We start from the raw sequence: 17,866 nt of genomic DNA on the forward strand, positions 1-17,866 counted from the left end.
GTGGGGGCGGAAAGCTGAGCCAGCTTGATGCAGAATTCGGGAGGCCGCGCACCGGCGAGACAGGAGCTTGACGCAGGCAGGGGCCAGCCTGTTGAGTGCTGCGAAAGCAACCGGGCGAATGCGGAGCAGCCCGTGCATGGCGGAAAAGCCCGCTGCGAAAAAAAGTGTTCACACTAGACGACTGTCCTGCATACAAATGTAAGGAATGATTGTATGGAGGAGGTTAAAAGGATGTCAGTAGATAAAGACTTGCAAGTCAGAGAGATCTATACGAAGGCTGTCTGCGGCAAAGGACGCAAATTTTCCCAAGTAACCAACACCGTCACTCCGCCTCATGCTCCGACCAGTATTTTGGGTGCTTGGATTATCAACAACCAATACGATGCGGTGAAGGCTGGGGAGCATGTGGAAGTGGTGGGGACGTACGACATCAATATCTGGTATTCCTACGACCGGAATACGAAAACGGATGTGGCCAAGGAAACGGTGTCTTACGTCGAGGCGGTGCCGCTGCATTTTTTGGATAAACGGCATAAGCCGTCAACCGCCGAAGTCGCAGCTGTCGCAACCCAGGAACCGAACTGCGTGGAAGCCAGCATCTCCTCCGGCGGAAGCAGCGTGCTGATCCGCGTAGAGCGGGAATTTAAGGTGGAAATGATCGCAGAAACGAAGGTTTGCGTGGTGGTAAGCCCGAATGGCTGCGATGATTTCGATGACAAGCATGTTGACTTTGGAACCGACGACAACGAGTTTGAGGACCTGGACCCGGACCTGCTTGACGACGAGCTGGGCTGAGCCGAAGCCGATCTTACCCTACAGCATATGCCTGTCGGGTTCATTTCGGCAGAGGGCGTCAGCCCTCTTTTTTGAACAGTTCAGCGTACAGGCCGCAGCAACGCGGCAAGAGGAGGAGGAGCGATGCGCGCTTTTTTGCTCCATTCACATGAGCCGGGTCTGGCGGAGCTGCTGGACAGCCTGAGCTTTCCGCACGGCGTCAGACTGCCGGACGGTCCGTCGGCTGGACGGCGGCTCATTTACTGGGGGGCGTATCACCCGGATAAGGGCGAAGCGGATGCCCTCCAGCCGGTTAAATGCATCCTGGCCGCGCAGCAGCCGCAGCGAATGTTCGAGCTGCTGCGGCTGCACGGGCTGGAGACGGCGGAGCCGTCCGAGGAGGTAACGGCGTTGGCCGGGCACACGGCGTTACCGTCGCGATTCGGCGAGGCTGCGGAGGCGCAGCAAAAGCGCCAGCCGGGTAAGGCAGCGGCGGCACCGTCTTCCTTGCGACCTTCCCCGGCTGCGCCAGCAGGGACAGCCGAAGCCGGTGACCCGGGCCGCTGGTCGCATGAATTTATCGTGCCGGTGTTTCATCTGCAAGCGCTGACGGTGCTGCATCGGCCTGGCAGCACGGTGTTCTACGGCAGCAGCCCGGCAAAGCGGACAGGGGTAGTCAGGGAGCCGGTACGTCCCCGTCAGGAGCGCGAGTACACGGAGGTCGGGCTGGAGCAGCCCGGCTACTATGCGGCTCGCGCCATTCGCATGGCGATCCGCAGCATTTATGCGCTGGGGCTTGATTATGGCGTGGTGCGGATCGGCGTCCGCCCGGATGCAACGCTGGCGGTGCAGGAGGTGGAGCCGGTTCCGCAGCTGACGCCGCGGCTGGCGGAGCTGTTCGCTGAGGCGATGAACCGCTTCGACGAGCGGCTCGCGCGGGAGTCGTCCCGGAGCGGTTCGGGCGAGGTGATGCTGGGCGCCGACCCGGAATTTCTGCTGCTCACAGCGCAAGGCAAGGTGCGGTTCGCATCCCGGTTTGTCGGCAAGGACGGGCCGTTTGGCTGTGACGCGATCGTGCTGCCGGGCAGGCGCAAGGTGTTCCCGCTGGCGGAGCTGCGTCCTGTGCCGAGCACGGATGTGCGCAGGCTGATCACGCATTTGCACCGGACGATGCAGCTGGCCGCCAAACGGATCACCGAGGACGGACTCGCCTGGGTGGCGGGCGGCATGCCGGTGCAAGGCTTTCCGCTGGGCGGGCATATTCACTTCAGCGGGGTAGAGCTGGACGCGCAGCTGCTGCGTGTGCTGGATAATTACGTCGCCCTGCCGCTGACGCTGCTGGAGGATGCAACAACGGCTGCGCGGAAGCCGCAATACGGCTTTTTGGGTGATTTTCGGCGGCAGCGGCACGGGGGCTTCGAGTACCGGGTGCTGCCGAGCTGGATGGTGTCGCCTTCGGTGGCCAAGGGGGTGCTGGCGCTTGCGAAGCTGGCGGCGGAGCATTATCCGCTGCTTAAACGCAGGCCGCTCGCCGATTACGAGATGTCCCGCGCGTATTACCGGAGCGACAAGTCACGTATCCGTCCGTATGTGCCTGCGCTCTGGCATGATCTGGAGCAGCTCGGCGGCTACGCGGCGCTAGAGCCTTATTTGACGCCGCTGCGCCGGATGATGCTGCAGATGCAGTCGTGGAATGAACGCGAGGACATCCGCCCCAAGTGGAAAATTGCCCCGTTCCTATGAGAAACGGGTGTTCTCTAGCAATTCATGTTATACTTAGAGATAACTTGCGGGGCGATGCGGCTCAGGAGCGAAGCGGCATAAGCAGACCGGTTTTCGGCGAGCCTATGCCGCTTTTGCACGGCCCGGCGCCGATAATTCGGCGAGGTCCGGCTGTAACAGGCGTTCGCCCCGCTGTCTATTGGGATGCTGGTGGAGGAAGATAAATGGCCAAATATACACCGATGATGGAGCAATACCTGGCAGTTAAAGCCGAGGCCAAGGATGCTTTTTTATTTTTCCGGCTCGGCGATTTCTATGAATTGTTTTTCGAAGATGCGGTGTTGGCCGCGCGTGAGCTGGAAATTACGCTGACAGGGCGCGGCGCGGGGATGGAGGAGCGCATCCCGATGTGCGGCGTTCCCTATCATTCGGCCGACGGTTATATCGCAAGACTGGTAGAGAAGGGGTACAAGGTTGCCATCTGCGAGCAGGTGGAAAGCCCGGCTGAGGCGAAAGGCGTCGTGCGCCGGGAAATCGTCCGGATCGTAACGCCGGGTACGGTCATGGATGCCCGCTCGCTGAGCGAAACGGCCAATAACTACATGGCGGCCGTGCGCGAGGACGGGGCTGGCTTCGGACTTGCCGCGTGCGACTTATCGACCGGCGAGCTGTATATGACCCGGCTGACCGGCTCTGTGGAGCGGCTGCTGGATGAGTTGAACATTTATAATCCGTCCGAGGTGCTCGGCGAAGCCAGCCTGCTGGAGCGGCTGCGCAGCGGCTCGTCCGCATTTCTGCGTACGGCGGTGCTCACGGAGCGGGCGGATGGACAAGGTATGGGCGGCAGCGTCCAGCCGCTGACGGCTTATTTTTCCGACAAGCAGCTCGGGGCGCTGCCGGAGGGCGGTCGTCCGACGCTGGAGCTGCTGATGGTGTATTTGCAGGAGACGCAGAAGCGCTCGCTCGGGCATATCAAGCATATTCACGTCTATGAGCCGGATCAATACATGATGATGGACCCGTTTACCCGGCGCAATCTGGAGCTGACGGAGACAGTGCGCGACCGGTCGAAGAAGGGCTCGCTGCTCTGGCTGCTGGATAAAACGGTAACGGCGATGGGCAGCCGTCAGCTGCGGCGATGGATTGAGAAGCCGTTGATGCAGCCTTCACTGATCGAGGAGCGGCTGGAGGCCGTCGACCGGCTGTACAACCAGCTGATGCTGCGCGATGAGCTGAAGCAGTCGCTCAAGCAAGTATACGACCTGGAGCGGCTGACGGCGCGCATCGCATACGGCAGTGCGAATGCGCGTGATCTGGTGGCGCTGGGCAGCTCGCTTGCGCAGACGCCGCAGCTTCGCGAGCTATGCGAGGGCAGCGGCTCGGCGACGCTGGCGGCGCTGGCCGGGCAGATGGATTTGTGCGCCGATCTGCGCGAGCTGATCGCGGCCTCGATTGTGGACGAGCCGCCGGTGTCGGTGCGCGACGGGGGCATGATCCGTTCCGGCGTCAGCGAGCGGCTGGACCAGCTGCGCGAGGCAAATACAAACGGCAAGCAATGGCTGGCCGAGCTGGAACGGCATGAGCGCGAACGGACAGGCATCAAGTCGCTGAAGATCGGCTTTAACAAGGTGTTCGGTTACTATATCGAGGTGACCAAGTCGAATTTGGCGCAGCTGGAGGAGGGACGTTACGAGCGCAAGCAGACGCTGGCGAATGCCGAGCGTTTCGTCACGCCGGAGCTGAAGGAGAAGGAGGCGCTTATTCTCGAAGCTCAGGAGGGCATGGTGGATCTGGAATACGCGCTCTTTACCGCGCTTCGGGAGCAGCTGGTCGCGCATCTGTCCCGCCTGCAAGGGCTGGCAGCGCTGATCGCAACGATGGATGTGTACCAGTCGCTGGCCTCTGTCAGCGCTACCCGGCGTTACTGCCGCCCGCAGATTGGGGAGCATTACGGGCTGGAGATCGAGGAGGGGCGTCATCCGGTCGTGGAGGCGGTGCTGGAGGACGGCTTGTTTATCGCTAACGATACGTCGCTGACACGCGAGGGCGGCTCGATGCTGCTGATTACCGGGCCGAATATGGCGGGAAAAAGTACGTATATGCGTCAGGTCGCCATGATCAGCGTGCTGGCGCAGATCGGCTGCTTCGTGCCTGCCCGGCGCGCCGTTGTGCCGATTGTGGACCGGATTTTTACACGGATCGGAGCGGCAGATGATCTGATCGGCGGCCAGAGTACCTTTATGGTTGAAATGATGGACATTCAAGTGATGACGGAGAAGGCGACCAGCCGCAGCCTGGTCATTATCGACGAGCTGGGACGCGGCACTTCGACCGGCGAAGGCATGGCGATTGCCCAAGCGGTCATCGAATTTCTGCACGACCGGATCGGCTGCAAAACGCTTGTATCCACCCATTTCCACGAATTGGCTCATCTGGAGGGAAGCTTGCCGAATCTGCGCAACGGCTGCATGGCCGTCAAGGAAAGCGGGCAGGACGTGACGTTTCTGCGCAAGCTGATTCCGGGCGCTGCGGACAGCAGCTACGGGATTTATTGCGCGCGGATCGCCGGCTTGCCCGGCTCGATCATCGAGCGCTCATATGCGCTGCTGCATACGTTTGAGGCGCGGGCGGAGCTGGCCCAAAGCGGGCCGCATTTGACTGCCGCTGCGCGGGAAGAGAAGGCTGCTGAACGAGAGTGGACGGCAACGGCAGATGCCCATCCCCCGCAGGCGGGAAAAACGCCAGATCCGGCCGGATACGCGGGGAGCGGCTCGATTCCGAGGGCGGCGGGTGTATCAGGCGACGTCAGCATTGCAGAGTCGCGTACAGCGGGGTTTAACGGGCCTAAGGCGGCAGGCGTTGGAGAGTCTGGCGGCTTCGGTCAGTCCGGGCGGACAGCGGCGGCAGCGCCGTCCTTTGCCGAGAGCCAGACTGCTTCAGGTCAGGCTGCGACCGTCGCTGATGGAAAAGGGCAAGCGACAGAACAAGCCGCTGCTCCCAAACAGGCTGTTGAAGAGTTTGAGGCTGTCTCTGTGCCGGTCAATCCGGCTGCCGTCCAGCTCAGCCTGTTCCCTTCCGAGCCGGTGAAGGCTGAAAAGCCATCCCGGAAGGATGCCAAGGCCGATAAAGTGCTGGAGCAGCTTCGCGCCGCCGATCTGATGAACATGACGCCGATGACCGCGATGAATTTGATTTATGAATTAAAAAAGCAGCTGAATGCCTGAGGCTGATCTGCCGCTTGGTGACAAGCAGGCTGCGTCTCGCCAATTAATTCCGCATAAAGAAAGAGGTCGCGAACTTATGAATCTTAAATCTGCAAGCCCTATGTGGCGTCATGCCGCTGCTGCGGTGTTGTCATTGAGCCTGATGGTGCCGCTGGCTGCGCCTGCGGCAGCCGCTTCCGTATCGCTGACTGTCGGGACTAGTCCGGCCGACCGCGCCAAAGAGGTGCTGGAAAAGCTGCAGAGCAGCCACGTCAGCTCGCCTGATGCGCAGAAGCTGTCGGATGCGGCGATCGAGGCGATGGTCCAATCGTTAGGAGACCCTTATACGACTTATTTCACGCCAGCCCAGCTTGAAGAGTTCGAGAACTCTGTGGCAAGCCGCTATGTGGGCATTGGCGTGCGCGTTAACCAGCAGCCGGACGGCGTGTACGTCGCCCAAATATTTGACGGACCGGCGCAAAAAGCGGGCATTCAGGTCGGCGATCTTATCGTGAAGGTTGGTGAGCTGTCTGTTGTCGGGACGCCGCTCAGCGAGGCTACCTCCCGGATTATGGGCGAGCCGGGGACAGACGTAACGCTGCAGCTCTTGCGGGACGGGCAATTGATTGACAAAACGGTGCAGCGCCAGCCGATTCAGGTACCGGTTGTGACCGGTCAGCGCTTTGAGAGCGGCGTCGTGTATATGAAAGTGATCAGCTTCTCCGCCGATGCGGACGAGCAGGTGGCGGCGATGCTGGATTTCTTCAAGTCGCAGGGAGAGATCAAGGGGTTGATCCTGGACCTGCGTGATAATCCCGGCGGTTTGCTGGACACGGCCAAGGAGCTGGCCCGGCTGTTTGTGAAGGAAGGCACGCTGATTCATACAAAAAACCGGACCGGACAAGATGATCCGGTGACGTTCAGCGGCGGCCAGACGCAGCCGTTTGCCGTCTACGTGATGGTGAACGGAGGCAGCGCCAGCGCATCCGAGGTGTTGACGGGAGCGCTGCAGGATTACGGCGCGGCCAAGGCGATCGGGACGAAAACGTTTGGCAAGGGCAGCGTGCAAAACGTCATGCCGCTCGAAAGCGGCGGCGCGCTGAAAGTGACGGTAGAGGAATATTTTACGCCCAAGCAGCGGCCGGTAAACCGGGTCGGGCTGGAGCCGGACATCGCCGTGGAGGGCGGCCAGACGACAGAGCTGCTGACTGCGCTGCGTCAGGCGGGTGTAACGGCGTTGTCGCTGGAGCTGAAGCGCATTAATTTGACGGTGAACGGCCATGCGGTGGAGGATTCGTTCCGTGTCATTCGCGCGGATGGGCGAACCTACGTGCCGACGCGTGTGCTGGCGGCCGTGCTTGGAGCGCAGGTGGCATGGAACGCGGAGACATCGTCTGTGCAGCTAAAGGGGGCAGACGGCACGGTGTTTGTGCCGGAGGCGGACAGCTGGAAGCTTGAGGAAGGAACCAGCTATGTCGATTTGGCGCAGGCAGCAGCGGTGTTCAAGTCGCTGACCTGGAGCGACGACGGGCAGAAGCTCACGCTGGGCAATACGGGAAGGTAGGACGGCGGTCCGCGTCAGCCAACAGCAGCTCACCCCGTATAAGGAGGGGGAATATGGGTAAAATTAACATTTTAGACGACCACGTTGCCAACCAGATTGCAGCGGGGGAAGTCGTCGAGAGACCGTCCTCCGTCGTCAAGGAGCTGGTCGAAAATGCGGTGGACGCAGGCAGCACCCGCATTGATGTGACCATTGAGGAAGGCGGCTTGGCGCTGATTCGGGTAACGGACAACGGCTCCGGGATGGAGCCGGAGGACGGCGAAACGGCTTTTTTGCGCCACGCTACAAGTAAAATCGCGACGGCCCATGATTTGTTTGCGATCCGCACCCTCGGTTTTCGGGGCGAGGCGCTGCCGAGTATTGCGGCCGTAGCCAAGGTTGAGCTGGTCACCTGCGCCAACACGTCGGGGCTTGGACGGCGCATTGTGATCGAGGGCGGCGTCCTGGTTGATAAGTCGGACAAGGCTTCGGCGCGCGGCACGGATATTGCGGTGCGGGAGCTGTTTTTCAACACGCCCGCACGGCTGAAATATATGAAGACGATTCAAACGGAGCTGGGTCACGTCACCGACTATATGTACCGGCTGGCGCTTGCCCATCCGGGTATCGCCTTTACACTCCGGCACAACGGAAATACACTGCTGCAAACGTTGGGGAATGGCGATCTGGTCAATACGGTTGCCGCCATTTACGGGACATCGGTCGCCCGGTCGATGCTCAAGCTGGAGGGCGAGTCGCTCGATTACCGGCTCACCGGGTACATCTCCAAGCCGGAGCTGACCCGTGCGAACCGGAGCGCGATCACAACCGTCATCAACGGCCGCTACATTAAAAACTATACACTCGCCTTGGCGCTGCTGCAGGGCTATCATACGCTGCTGCCGATCAACCGGTTTCCGGTGGCGGTGCTGCATTTGCAGATGGACCCGTCGCTGCTGGATGTGAACGTGCATCCGGCCAAGCTGGAGGCCCGCTTCAGCAAGGAGCAGGAGCTGATGCAGTTCGTCGAGCGCGAAGCGCGGGCGGTGCTGGCGGCCCAGCGGCTTATTCCGTCAGCTGGGCAAACGCATGCCCGCAAGCCGCGCGAGGCGCTGGTGCAGGAGCAGCTGGAGCTGTACCGGCCCGCTGACGCCGCGGAAAAGGGAACGTCCGCCCTGTCCGGAGCAGCGGACCACTCGGACCGCGGCGCGTACCAGCCGCGCGGTCAGGCAGGCCGTTCCGCCGCCTGGGAGCAGCGGCAGAACGGCAGCGAAGCCCAGACGGACGGGTTATCCCGGCCGTCAGCAGGGGCGTCGGCTGGCTGGGAACCGCAGCCGCCGTGTACCAGCGCCGCCGGGACGGCCGCCCCGGACGGGCAAAGGGGCCGCCTAGCCGCGCCGGCTTCCTCGCGCGGTCAGGCGGCTGAACCGCGGCCGTCCACGCGCGAGACGGCGGCCGCTGCGGCAGCGATGACGCGCGCGCAAGGCGATACTGCGCCGCCGCCGTTGCCTGCATTTCCGAAGCTGCATCCGATCGGTCAGCTGCACGGCACCTATATCGTGGCGCAAAACGAAGAAGGCTTGTTTCTGCTCGATCAGCATGCGGCTCACGAGCGAATCAATTATGAGCATTATTATGAAATGTTCGGCAAACCGGCCGTCGCCTCGCAGGAGCTGCTGGTGCCCATTACGCTGGAATTTACATCGGCGGAGGCCGGGAAGCTGCAGGACAAGCTGGGGCAGCTGGAGCAGGCCGGCGTGTATCTGGAGCCGTTCGGCGGCACGTCCTTTCTTGTGCGGGCTTACCCGCACTGGCTTCCCCCGGGGGAGGAGCAGGCGCTGATCGAGGAAATGATCGAATGGCTGCTGTCAGAGAAAAAGCTGGTCGATATCGGCAGGTTCCGGGAAAAGGCGGCGATTATGTGCTCCTGCAAGGCGTCGATCAAGGCCAATCAAAACATGGGCCAGCTGGAGATGGAAGTGCTGCTGGACCGGCTCGCCGCCTGCCGCAACCCGTATACATGTCCGCATGGACGGCCGATTGTGGTCAGCTTTTCAACCTATGAGCTGGAAAAAATGTTTAAAAGGGTGATGTAGCTTTGTTCGTCACAACCTCCTACGATCCGAACGCCGCCCAATTGGAGCAGGCTCGTGAATTCGCGCTGGGGCTTGGCGGGCGCTGTCTGCAGCGGCGGCAGATGACACTGGCGCAGCTGCGCGAGCGGTTCGGCGACGAGGATATACTGGTCATTACAAAGCAGCGTCTGGAATACCATTCAGGCAGCCGCCAGCCGCTGTTTTTTCATCCGAGCACAGCAAGCATCCGCGTGAAGCGTCTGCTGAACGGGGAGTCCGACCCGCTGCTGGAGCTATGCGGCATCATACCGGGCGACCGGGTCGTCGATTGTACGGCCGGTCTTGGCTCTGATGCCATTGTTTTTGCATTCGCCACAGGAGCCTCGGGATCGGTTACGGCGCTGGAGAGCGCGCCTGTACCGGGGTTTCTGCTGGCCCAGGGCGTCAGCTCCTATGAGTCCGACGTGCCGGGCTTAACCGAAGCGCTGCGGCGGATTGAGGTGCGGACGGCCGACCATCTGGCGTTTTTACAGGCCCAGCCTGACAACAGCTGCGAGGTGGTGTACTTCGACCCGATGTTCCGCAAGCCGATTACGGAATCGTCCTCGATTCGCGCGATTCGCGGGCTGGCGGATGACCGGGCGCTGTCGGTGGAAGCGATCCGCGAGGCCAAGCGGGTAGCCGTTCGTTCCGTTGTGCTCAAGGAGCATCGCGACAGCGAGGAATTTGAGCGGCTTGGCTTTGCCGTGGAACGGCGGCCGTCCACCAAAATTGCGTATGGAGTGATACGATGTTTGTAGAAGAAGACATGGCCGCGCCGCGCCTGCTTGTGCTGGTCGGACCGACGGCTGTGGGCAAGACGAAGCTGAGCCTGTCGCTGGCCGGACTTTACAATGCGGAAATTATTTCCGGCGACTCGATGCAGGTGTACCGGGGGATGGACATCGGAACAGCCAAGGCGTCTCCGGCAGAGCTTGCGCTTGTCAAGCATCATCTGATCGACATTCATGAACCGAATGAACCGTTTTCCGTGGCTGAATTTCAGGAGCGCACCGTTCCTTTGATCCATGAGCTGAACGGTCAAGGGAAGCTGCCGTTTATTGTAGGCGGGACCGGCTTGTACATCGAATCGGTGTGCTACAATTTCCAGTTCAGCGAGAGCGGCTCGGACGAAGCCTTCCGCGAGGAGATGCAGCAGCTGGCAGACCGGCAGGGCACGCAGGTGCTGCATGACCGGCTGCGAGCAGTAGACCCGGCTTCGGCCCAACGTCTGCATCCGAACGATATTCGCCGGGTTATCCGCGCACTGGAGGTTTACCATACGACCGGGGAACGCACGTCCGAGCAGCTGCCCCGGCAAAACCGGACCTCGCCTTACCGGTTATGTATCGTCGGGTTGACAATGGATAGAGCAATACTATATAAACGTATTGAAGCGCGTATTGATCTTATGCTTGAGCAGGGCCTGGTTGCAGAAGTCAGCGCACTGCTTGAACAAGGCGTCGATCCGTCCGCGTTGTCCATGCAGGGGCTGGGCTACAAGGAAATCGTCGCTCATCTGGATGGACGCCTGACCTTGACAGAAGCAACGGACCTGCTGAAAAAAAATACCCGCCATTTTGCCAAAAGGCAGTTATCCTGGTTTCGTCATATGAAGGATATGGAATGGGTGGACGTGAGTGAAATGGAAGATTTTTCTACCCAGTTGCAGGCCGTTCGTGGTATAATAGCAACTAAACTTAATCTGGACCGTTAACCATTACTGAGGAGGCCCATTCATGAACAAGTCGATTAACATTCAGGACACTTTTTTAAACCAATTGCGCAAGGAAAGCATTCCGGTCACCGTTTACCTGACGAACGGATTCCAGATCCGCGGAGTGATTCGCGCCTTCGATAACTTCACGATTATCATCGACAGCGAAGGCCGCCAGCAAATGGTTTACAAGCATGCGATATCGACTTTTACGCCGCAACGGGCCGTTTCGCTGATGCAGCAGCAAGAAAACGCCGGGGAATAACGCGGCTACCCGCGTCCGGCAGCAACCTTTCGCGGGTCATCCGCGTCTATTTTCATACGAACCCACGAAGAGCAACCCGTGCTGGGTTGTTCTTTGTTTGAGTTGAGCCACCTTCAGGTTAATATCCAGTCAAACAGACACAGAAAGGGAGTCGGGGCATGACGGGAGCAGGCAAGCAGACACCGGGCCAAGCGCCGAAGCAGCAAGCATCCTCGTCCGGAGCCAAGGGCAAGGGGAAGAATAAGAAGAAAAAAACAAGCTTCGGAAAAATAGTGCTGGCGATGTTTATTACAGGCAGCCTGGCGGCGTTGTGCGCGATGGGTGTCTATATCTTCGTTATTGTGGACGGCGAGAGTATTTACAAGGCCAATATCAACAAGCTTGAGTTTAGCGAAGCGTCGCATATTTACGATCTGAGCGGGGCGGAAATCGGGACATTGAAGGTGGAAAACCGGGAAAGCGTGGATGAAGCGGAAATTCCGAAGCTCGTGAAGGATGCGTTTATTGCGACGGAGGACAAACGGTTCAACGAGCATGCGGGGATCGACCTGTTCGGGATCGGTCGTGCGCTTGTGAAGGACGTTGTGGCCCGGAGCATGGTCGAGGGCGGCAGCACGATTACGCAGCAGCTGGCGAAAAACGTGTTTCTCAGCTCGGATAAGACGTTTTTCCGTAAAGCGACCGAAGTATCCATCGCGATGGCGCTGGAGCGCAACAATACGAAGGATCAAATTTTGGCGTATTATTTGAACCGGATTTATTTCGGCAACCGGGCTTACGGCATCAAGGCGGCGTCGAAGGCTTATTTCGGGCAAAGCGATCTGAGCAAGCTGGAGGTGTGGCAAGTCGCGACGCTGGCGGCCATGCCGAAAGCGCCAAATACGTACAATCCGGTCAATAATCCGGATAAGTCCAAGGAGCGCCGGGCCGTCGTGCTGCGGCTGATGGCGGATCAAGGCTACATTACCGAGCAGCAGCGGGCCGAGGCGGCGGAGAAGGACTATACGCCGCTGAATGGCGGAGCGAAGGAGCAGTACCAGACGTACATCGACTACGTGCTGCGTGAGGCGCAGGAGATGCACGGCCTGGAGGAGGATGAGCTGCTGCGGGGCGGGTACAACATTTATACGAACATGGACCCGAATGCGCAAACGATTATGCAGCAAACGTATGCGAACGCGAAGTTTTTCCAGAAGGACGGGCCGGAGCAAAAGATGCAGAGCAGCATGGTCATTGTGAACAATACGGACGGGGGCATCGTGGCGATGATCGGCGGGCGCGATTACCAGATTCGCGGGATGAACCGGGCGATTATGCAGCCGAGGCAGCCGGGCTCGTCATTCAAGCCGCTCATTTCGTATGCTCCGGCGATCGAGCTGGGGAAATACGGCCCGTATTCCCGGCTTAAGGATGAGCAGCGTTCCTTCAACGGCTATTCGCCTCGCAACTGGGACGGCGTGTACCGTGGCGAGGTGACGATGATCGACGCGATCAAGCGGTCGGCCAACATTCCGGCGGTCGAGGTGTTGAATGATGTTGGCGTGGCGAAGGCGAAATCGTATGTGTCGAAGCTGGGCATTCCGTTTGACGCGAAGGGCGACAGCAATCTGGCGATTGCGCTCGGCGGGATGACGACCGGAGTGACGACGCTGCAGATGGCGCAGGCGTACTCCGCATTTCCGAATAACGGAACGGTTGTGACGGCGCATGCGATTAACAAAATTACCGATGATACCGGTGTGCGCGTCGAGGTGAAGCCGCAAAAAACGACCGTCTGGAGTCCGAAAACCGCGTGGAGCATGACTCAGATGCTGCAGACGGTGCTGGAGCCGGGGGGAACCGGGACAGCGGCCAAATTCGAGCGTCCGGTAGCCGGAAAAACCGGCTCGACGCAGCTGGATTTGAAGGGTCTGGAGAAGTACAACCGCGATCTGTGGTTTGTCGGCTACACGCCCGAATGGACGGCGGCGGTATGGATGGGCTTTGACAAAACCGATACGAAGCATTATGTGTCGATGAGCAGCGGCGCTCCGGCGGCTATATTCAAAGAAGTGATGCAGAAGGCGCTGGCCAAAAAGCCGATGACGAAGTTTACGAAGCCGGAGGGCGTCAAAGATTTGCAGGAGCCGCCGAAAACGATCGGCGATCTCAAGGGCGACTATGTCGTCGCCGAGCGCAAAGTGAAGCTGAGCTGGACCGGAATCGGCGAAGGCATGACGTACCAGGTATTCCGGAAGGACAGCAAGATGACGGACTTCCCGGCGGAGCCGATTACTTCGACAACGGTGACGGAGGTAAACGATATCAGCGCGATTCAAGCGGATACGTATCAATATGCGGTCGTGCCGGTTGACCCGGAGAGTAATGTATCTGGCGGGCGCTCAAATGTCGTCAGCGTCGTCGTCACCGGTGGAGCAGAGGCGCCGGGTGTTCCCGGCTTGCCGAATGACGGGCATGGCGCCGGTACGGGTGATCAAAATGCGCCGGGTGTCGGTGCGGGCAACGGAGTAGGAGCCGGTGCGGGAACGGGCACCGGCGCAGGCGGAGGAGCCGGTGCAGGGACGGGCGCCGGCACTGGTGGTGGAGCCGGCGCAGGGACGGGCGCCGGCGCAGGCGGAGGAGCCGGTGCAGGGACGGGCACCGGCAATGGCGGCGGAGCCGGTGCAGGGACTGGCACCGGCGCAGGCGGTGGAGCCGGTGCAGGGACGGGCACCGGCACAGGCGGTGGAGCCGGTGCGGGGACTGGCACCGGCAATGGCGGTGGAGCCGGTGCAGGGACTGGCACCGGCACAGGCGGTGGAGCCGGTGCGGGGACTGGCACCGGCAATGGCGGTGGAGCCGGTGCAGGGACGGGCACCGGCGCAGGCGGTGGAGCCGGTGCGGGGACTGGCACCGGCGCAGGCGGAGGAGCCGGTGCGGGGACTGGCACCGGCAATGGCGGAGGAGCCGGTGCAGGGACTGGCACCGGCACAGGCGGTGGAGCCGGTGCGGGGACTGGCACCGGCACCGGCAGCACAGTCAATCCGCCGCCGGCCACGCCTCCGGCGCAGCCCAGATAAACGAGCAGCCGTGTAAAGGCTGCGCAGGCGAAACTGCACGCCAGCATTTGGTTCTCCTGAGCAGCTGTAGTATAATTTTGCCAGAGCAACTACATGATATGATGGAGATGAGCGATACGAATGACAACAAAACGATTGCGCATGACGCTGGGATTAGGGATGTCTGCTGTACTGCTGGCCGGTTTGCTGGCCGGTTGCGGCCAGAAGCCAGCCACGGAGCAGCAGCCGCAGCAGGGCAGCAGCACACCGGCGCCAGCTGAAGCCTCGAAGCCGAAAAGCTGGACCTCCCCGCCTGCGATGACGATTGACACGGCCAAAACGTACAAAGCAGCGGTCACGACTTCCCAAGGAACGTTTACCATTGAGCTGTACCCCAAGGAAGCGCCTAAAACGGTCAATAACTTTGTTTTCCTGGCCAAGGAAGGCTTTTATAACGGAGTTGTCTTTCATCGGGTGATTCAATCCTTTATGATTCAGACAGGCGATCCGCTCGGCAATGGAACAGGCGGTCCCGGCTACAAGTTTGAGGACGAGCTGAAAACAACGCGCAAATACGAGCCTGGCGTTGTCGCGATGGCCAACAGCGGGCCAAACACCAATGGCAGCCAGTTTTTCATCGGCAGCGGGGATAGTGTGAAAAACTTGAATAAAACGCCGAATTATACGATTTTTGGCAAGGTAACGGAAGGGATGGACACGATCCAGAAAATTGCGGCCACACCGGTTGAAGCTGGCGGCGAGCAGGTGCCGAGTAAGCCAAAAGAAAAAATCGTGATCCAGTCGATTGCGATCACTGAAAAATAAGCAAGCGGGAAAGCAGCGTGAAGCTACTCACGCTGCTTTCAGCTGTTTGCATGACGAATGAGCTGAAAAGACACAGGCTCTATCGGCAAGTGTCTTTTGATCCAAGCTTCAGTGACGATTTATTTTCGAGCGATACATAGCGGTTATGGAACAAGGAGCTTTTCAATAACGTCTAGTAAGAAGGAGAGAGGGATGGTGAAGGAACGAGGCTGTCTGCTGCTGCACGGATTTACAGGAGGGCCGTTTGAGGTGGAGCCGCTAGCGGATTATTTGCGGACTCAAGGCTATGATTGCCATGTGCCGCTGCTTCCCGGCCATGCTTCCGGGCTGCTGGAGCTGGGGCAGGTAGGCTGGCAGGATTGGCTGGACGCGGCGGTCAGCGAAGCGCGGGAGATGAGCCGGAATTATGCGGCGTTTGATGTGGTCGGATTTTCCATGGGCGGTCTTCTGTCAGCCTACGTGGCTAACCGGCTGCCGGTCCGCCGGCTCGTCCTGTTGAATGCGGCGGCGATTTATTTCAGCCCGCTGCGTTTGCTTCGCGATTTCGTCGGGCGGGTGCGGGCGCAGGATTGGGAGCACTGGGGGCGTGTCAAGCGGGTGCCGCTGCCTGCGACCGTGCAATTTATGAAGCTGGCGCAATATGCCAAGAAACAGGAGCTGGGCAAGGTGTCCATCCCGACGCTCGTTGCCCAGGGTCAGCTGGACCAGATCGTGCATCCCCGCAGCGCCCGGTATATTTATAATCGGCTGCAGGGGGACAAGCAGCTTGTCTATTTTGCCCAATCCCGGCACATGTTGTGCTTCGAGCCTGATGCTCCGGAGGTTTTCCGGACCGTGGGCACATTCCTCTCCGCATCCCAGCCTGGCTAACAGGAGACAGGAGCAGTAAGGTTGAACAAACAGCTGCAAGCAAGATGCAGGAAACAGGCTGAGCGTCGGGGAAACAGAGCGGCTGCGTCCGCTGGACAAAGAAGCTTTGTCAATCGGCTGTCCTTGTGGACGGCCGCAGCGTTGCTGCTGTGCGTCTGCTGGATCGTCACGCTGCAGTGGCGGATGGCGACGCTGCCCGATCAGGTGAAGCAGCCGGTTGAAGTAGGCATTATTTTAGGGGCCGCACTGTGGCAAACAGAGCCGAGCCCGGCGCTCCGGGAACGGCTTGACCGCGCCGTTCAGTTGTATCGGGACGGCAAGCTTAGCCGCTTTATTGTCAGCGGCGGTTATGGAACGGCGGACGCGCCATTAAGTGAAGCGGAGGGCATGCGTAATTATTTAATGAGACAAGGTGTTCCGGGGGAACGCATTGAACTGGAGCCGCAATCGCGCAGCACCTATGAAAACCTGAAGTTCAGTCAAGCGATTATGGAGCGGGAAGGGTGGAGCTCCGCGGCCATTATTACTCATCGGTACCATGCCGTGCGGGCGCTCAATATAGCCAGGTACCTCGGCTACCGCGATCCTGTAGCTGCGCCAATGGACTCCCAGGCGCTGTTGATGGCCTGGCATCGCAGCCGGGAAACCCTTGCGATCGTCAAATGGGAGCTGGACAAGCTGCAGTATGCGATTGGACATGGCCCGCTGCTCTGAGTGCGCGCCTGATCCGTTTATGGTATAATTTAACCAAACGTACTCCAAGAAACGGGGTGAGCTAGTTGCCATTAAATATTGGGATCGGCGGATTGCTGCTTATTTTGGTTGTTGTCCTGCTGCTGTTCGGTCCATCCAAGCTGCCTGAACTCGGAAGAGCGGTCGGGCGCACGCTGACGGAATTTAAGGAATCGACACGCGGGCTGACGTCCGGAGACAAGGAAGAAGAGAAGAAGGATGAGAAACGGTGACTGGAACTTAGGACTAGAAATGAACAGAAGTCACATCAATTGCGGAGGACTGGCGCCATGCTGAGCCTCCGCCGTTTTTTTAGCTTTTTATGAAGCTGCGGAAGGAGTTAGGGAATGATTCGCGCGGTTGTGTTTGACTTTGATGGGCTGATTCTGGATACGGAATCGGCTGAATTTGACTCGTTCCGGCACATGTACCGCTCGCATGGCCGCGAGCTGACGCTTGATGTATGGGGGGCTTGCATCGGGACCGGTCCGGGTATTTTTGATCCGTACGACGACCTGGAGCGTCAGCTTGGACGGTCTTATGACCGCGAGACTGCGCGTGCAAGGCGCAAAGCTCGTTATGAGGCCAGCATGGCGGCAATCGACGTCCGGCCCGGCGTTCGAGCTTATTTGGAAGCGGCGCAGCGTCTTGATTTGCGAATCGGACTGGCGTCCAGCTCGACGCGGGCTTGGGTCACCGGCTACTTGGCGTTTTACGGGCTGCTGGACTGCTTTGACGCCATTCGAACTCGTGACGATGTCAGACAGGTGAAGCCGGACCCTGAGCTGTACCTGGCTGTGCTGGAGGCGCTTGAAGTCATTCCGCAGGCTGCAGTTGCCTTCGAGGATTCGCCCAACGGAGCGCTGGCTGCGCAGCGAGCGGGCATGCACTGCGTGATCGTGCCGAACGAGGTCACCGCTCAGCTTCAATTTGGCCTGCATCAGCTGCGTCTCGGCTCTATGGAGGAGCAAAGCCTGGAACAGGTGCTGGCGGCGCTGTCTGTCCGTTTTTGAAAAAAAGCGTGACGAAGGGTACAATAGACAAATAAAACAGACACAATCCG

14 protein-coding genes are annotated in these 17,866 nt (G+C 59.8%); all 14 read left to right on the plus strand.

The window, feature by feature from the left end; all coding sequences use genetic code 11:
* Positions 1 to 231: 231 nt before the first annotated feature.
* The 14 genes from AC6ROY_RS19275 (at position 232) to AC6ROY_RS19340 (ending at position 17,816) form a co-directional block, all read left to right on the plus strand.
* The gene (locus AC6ROY_RS19275; RefSeq protein WP_500102227.1) at positions 232 to 795 is read left to right on the plus strand and encodes an outer spore coat protein CotE; all 564 of its coding nucleotides are present in this window, start codon (positions 232 to 234) and stop codon (positions 793 to 795) included.
* A 123-nt stretch (positions 796 to 918) separates the two neighbouring features.
* Entirely contained in the window at positions 919 to 2,517 is a 1,599-nt protein-coding gene (locus AC6ROY_RS19280) for a putative amidoligase domain-containing protein (protein WP_500102228.1), read from the plus strand.
* Positions 2,518 to 2,720: 203 nt separating this feature from the next.
* Positions 2,721 to 5,720: a DNA mismatch repair protein MutS gene (mutS, locus tag AC6ROY_RS19285; RefSeq protein ID WP_500102229.1), complete on the plus strand. Its 3,000-nt coding sequence runs from the start codon at positions 2,721 to 2,723 to the stop codon at positions 5,718 to 5,720.
* Between the two features lie 76 nt (positions 5,721 to 5,796).
* Entirely contained in the window at positions 5,797 to 7,263 is a 1,467-nt protein-coding gene (locus AC6ROY_RS19290; protein WP_500102230.1) for a S41 family peptidase, read from the plus strand.
* 53 nt (positions 7,264 to 7,316) lie between these two features.
* Complete coding sequence (gene mutL, locus AC6ROY_RS19295) at positions 7,317 to 9,338, plus strand: DNA mismatch repair endonuclease MutL (protein ID WP_500102231.1); 2,022 nt, start codon at positions 7,317 to 7,319, stop codon at positions 9,336 to 9,338.
* 2 nt (positions 9,339 to 9,340) lie between these two features.
* The gene (locus tag AC6ROY_RS19300) at positions 9,341 to 10,117 is read left to right on the plus strand and encodes a class I SAM-dependent methyltransferase (protein WP_500102232.1); all 777 of its coding nucleotides are present in this window, start codon (positions 9,341 to 9,343) and stop codon (positions 10,115 to 10,117) included.
* Positions 10,108 to 11,073 (plus strand): tRNA (adenosine(37)-N6)-dimethylallyltransferase MiaA, encoded by a 966-nt coding sequence (miaA, locus tag AC6ROY_RS19305; RefSeq protein ID WP_500102233.1) that lies wholly within the window; start codon positions 10,108 to 10,110, stop codon positions 11,071 to 11,073. Before AC6ROY_RS19300 ends, miaA begins: the two co-directional genes overlap by 10 nt.
* Before the next feature lie 22 nt (positions 11,074 to 11,095).
* Positions 11,096 to 11,338, plus strand: coding sequence for an RNA chaperone Hfq (gene hfq / locus AC6ROY_RS19310; protein WP_341414116.1), 243 nt, complete (start codon positions 11,096 to 11,098; stop codon positions 11,336 to 11,338).
* Between the two features lie 158 nt (positions 11,339 to 11,496).
* Positions 11,497 to 14,397, plus strand: coding sequence for a transglycosylase domain-containing protein (locus AC6ROY_RS19315; RefSeq protein ID WP_500102234.1), 2,901 nt, complete (start codon positions 11,497 to 11,499; stop codon positions 14,395 to 14,397).
* 120 nt (positions 14,398 to 14,517) lie between these two features.
* A complete protein-coding gene (locus AC6ROY_RS19320) occupies positions 14,518 to 15,201 on the plus strand; it encodes a peptidylprolyl isomerase (protein ID WP_500102235.1) in 684 nt (227 codons plus the stop codon).
* 192 nt (positions 15,202 to 15,393) lie between these two features.
* Positions 15,394 to 16,071, plus strand: a complete 678-nt coding sequence (locus AC6ROY_RS19325; protein WP_500102236.1) for an alpha/beta hydrolase — start codon at positions 15,394 to 15,396, stop codon at positions 16,069 to 16,071.
* Between the two features lie 21 nt (positions 16,072 to 16,092).
* A complete protein-coding gene (locus AC6ROY_RS19330) occupies positions 16,093 to 16,785 on the plus strand; it encodes a YdcF family protein (RefSeq protein WP_500102237.1) in 693 nt (230 codons plus the stop codon).
* Positions 16,786 to 16,850: 65 nt separating this feature from the next.
* Complete coding sequence (gene tatA, locus AC6ROY_RS19335) at positions 16,851 to 17,036, plus strand: twin-arginine translocase TatA/TatE family subunit (protein ID WP_500102238.1); 186 nt, start codon at positions 16,851 to 16,853, stop codon at positions 17,034 to 17,036.
* A 114-nt stretch (positions 17,037 to 17,150) separates the two neighbouring features.
* The gene (locus AC6ROY_RS19340) at positions 17,151 to 17,816 is read left to right on the plus strand and encodes an HAD family hydrolase (RefSeq protein WP_500102239.1); all 666 of its coding nucleotides are present in this window, start codon (positions 17,151 to 17,153) and stop codon (positions 17,814 to 17,816) included.
* Positions 17,817 to 17,866 lie beyond the last annotated feature (50 nt).

It is taken from the genome of Paenibacillus sp. sg306046, from assembly GCF_059821225.1.